Raw genomic sequence first — 2,127 nt, forward strand, 5'->3', positions numbered from 1 at the left:
CTATCGGCAGTTTGAGGACGTCGCCAAGGCGGCCTGACTCAAACAAATCGGTCTCCGATGAACCCGGGGCGATTCAGAACGTATGGCTGCTTCAATCCTCGGGGCGAGCGAGAAGGGTTTTGCCCGAGACTTCCGCTTCGACGGGTGCGTTCCTTGTGCGTCGGCCAAGGGAGCGGCTTGAATAGTCCTCGACTAATCCCCCCAGGAAGTTGCGCTCCAGCGGCGCCTGGCTGGGTTGAGCTTGCGCCTGGCGGCTCGATTAACGGTAAAGCGCGTGTTGCAGACAGGGCAATGGAGATTTCCATGAGTATCGGTGCGTTGCAGAACGACAAGGTGAGAAACGGGCGCGTCATAGCAAATCTGACATGCGAAATGCTCGGGCTCCGTGGTGACTGGCTCCGTAGTTCCGCTTTGCGCTGGGACCGGATTCAAGCGATAGGCGAGAACGCCGTTACCGAGAGCGACAAGCTCATAGCGAGTGCGTTTCGCGAGGGCTTCGTTCGCGTCTCTCAGTTTCTGTGCGGTCTCGAAGTGCTCGCTTTGGAGTTGCAGGAGTTGGGTGTTGTGAGCGAAGAGGCTGTCTTGCGCTTTGAGGAGTTGCTCGTTCATTTGGGTGATGACCGTCGATAGCTTGATGAAATCACGTATTTCAAGTGCAGTTTTGCCGAGATCGGTGGCAGTTTTGAGCGCATCGGAGGCGGAGTTCAGTAAGGGAAAGTTCATGGCGGCAGAGGGATGAATGTGGTGGAACAAATGAACGCTTTATTGAGGCGCGGCCTTTTAAGATTCACGGCTGGATTGCTGGGTGGGGATATCGAGCCCACGATCGACTTCGAACCGCCGTTGCTCTTTCTTGATGTATTGCCAAGCAACGTCGGTGAGGTTGAAGGCAAACCCTTCGGAGGTATGGCCAAGCGCCGTTGCTTGATAGAGAACGCCGGCGCGTACGAGACCTCGCACGACGCCATCATCGGGGCGATAGCGAGCGGAGCGCGTCATTTGCAGTACGTAGGGCTGGAGGACATCAAGTTCGTCTTCGGTGAGCTGCATCAGATATTGAAGTACCCGATTCCGGTGCCGGACGACGAGGTGGCTTGTCGCGGCGATGACGGTCAGCCCCAGAGCCGCGCGATTGTGCTTTGCAAACTCAAGCACGCCGAGCTGCTGGGCGATCCGGTCTGGGGTGAACAGCAGGAAAGCGGCGGCGATGCCAAATATCGAGAGGTAACTTGGCGCGAGCTTCAGGAAATCCAGGACCGTTTGGATGAATGTTGTGTTCATGGTCAGGGGTCTTGATGAGCGTTCCGTTTCATTTACTGCCAGGTCCAGTTGAATTGATCACGGTCATATACGTTGGAGCGACCCGAGGGGACGGGAGCGCCGAAGACCCTGAGCGGATGGTCCACATGTATTACTCGACAGACGGCAAGTTGCTGGCGTGCCACGACTCGCTGGATGACGACTAACCCGCGCTTTGTTGCGATGCTCGAATCGAATTTCTTCAGGAGTGTTCATGAGTATTCCTCGTTATTTACCACCGGACGTAGTTGAGCTGTTGAGCGTGGTGCACGTTGTTGCATGGCGGGGCGACGGCAGTAGCCGTTCCCCGGAGCGACTGGCCCATCTTTACTACGCGCCGGACGGTGAATTGCTCGCTTGCCACGACCCGCTGAATGGGGCGCCGGATGAATTTTGGCCCCTTGCGCTGGTTGAACAAAAAGAGGTTGCCTGACATGAAATTGGATTTTGAGGCCATCGTGTTCGCGAACGGGTACGTGGTGATCGATGCACGGAGCGATCTTCCTGATTTTTGGGTCGAGCTTGGTCCGGAGGTGGGTTGGGGGCGATTCGAGCGCATGGTTGAGTTTGCGTTCGGTGAAGGGCGGTTTGTACTACGTGAAGTGCGCCCAGCCTATGAGATGGCTCCAAGTCCAATCGTTTCACCGCTGGGTGTGCTGTGGCGTCGGCAGGCAGCGATTGAAATCGGGGCTTATCGGCAAGAAATGGGGGATGCATGAGTGTTTTGTCCGAGCGCGCCCGCGCAGCCGGCTTACCACAATGGCTTTGCGACGCACTGAAAGAATCAGAGTGGGTCAGTCAGCAGGAGGAGGCATGGGGACGTCTGCA

The 2,127-nt window shown here is 56.8% G+C and carries 4 protein-coding genes; 2 read left to right on the forward strand and 2 right to left on the reverse strand.

What is annotated here, in order from left to right:
• Positions 1 to 192 precede the first annotated feature (192 nt).
• Both WS68_RS27890 and WS68_RS20805 read right to left on the reverse strand, forming a co-directional pair.
• The gene (locus tag WS68_RS27890; RefSeq protein ID WP_156429592.1) at positions 193 to 753 is read right to left on the reverse strand and encodes a hypothetical protein; all 561 of its coding nucleotides are present in this window, start codon (positions 751 to 753) and stop codon (positions 193 to 195) included.
• 27 nt (positions 754 to 780) lie between these two features.
• A complete protein-coding gene (locus tag WS68_RS20805; protein ID WP_059572556.1) occupies positions 781 to 1,281 on the reverse strand; it encodes a super-infection exclusion protein B in 501 nt (166 codons plus the stop codon).
• 232 nt (positions 1,282 to 1,513) lie between these two features.
• On the opposite strand from WS68_RS20805, the gene WS68_RS27895 reads away from it, so the two are divergent.
• Together WS68_RS27895 and WS68_RS20810 are read left to right on the forward strand one after the other, a co-directional pair.
• Positions 1,514 to 1,732 (forward strand): hypothetical protein, encoded by a 219-nt coding sequence (locus WS68_RS27895; RefSeq protein ID WP_156429593.1) that lies wholly within the window; start codon positions 1,514 to 1,516, stop codon positions 1,730 to 1,732.
• A gap of 1 nt (position 1,733) precedes the next feature.
• A complete protein-coding gene (locus WS68_RS20810; RefSeq protein WP_156429594.1) occupies positions 1,734 to 2,018 on the forward strand; it encodes a hypothetical protein in 285 nt (94 codons plus the stop codon).
• The last annotated feature ends 109 nt before the right edge of the window (positions 2,019 to 2,127 follow it).

This window comes from Burkholderia sp. TSV86, from assembly GCF_001522865.1.
Lineage (GTDB): Bacteria > Pseudomonadota > Gammaproteobacteria > Burkholderiales > Burkholderiaceae > Burkholderia.

Bases quoted from the DNA above. Each gene is read 5' to 3' on its own strand.
- WS68_RS20805 (WP_059572556.1), bottom strand. From the start codon at position 1,281: ATGAACACAACATTCATCCAAACGGTCCTGGATTTCCTGAAGCTCGCG.
- WS68_RS27895 (WP_156429593.1), top strand. From the start codon at position 1,514: ATGAGTATTCCTCGTTATTTACCACCGGACGTAGTTGAGCTGTTGAGC.
- WS68_RS20810 (WP_156429594.1), top strand. From the start codon at position 1,734: ATGAAATTGGATTTTGAGGCCATCGTGTTCGCGAACGGGTACGTGGTG.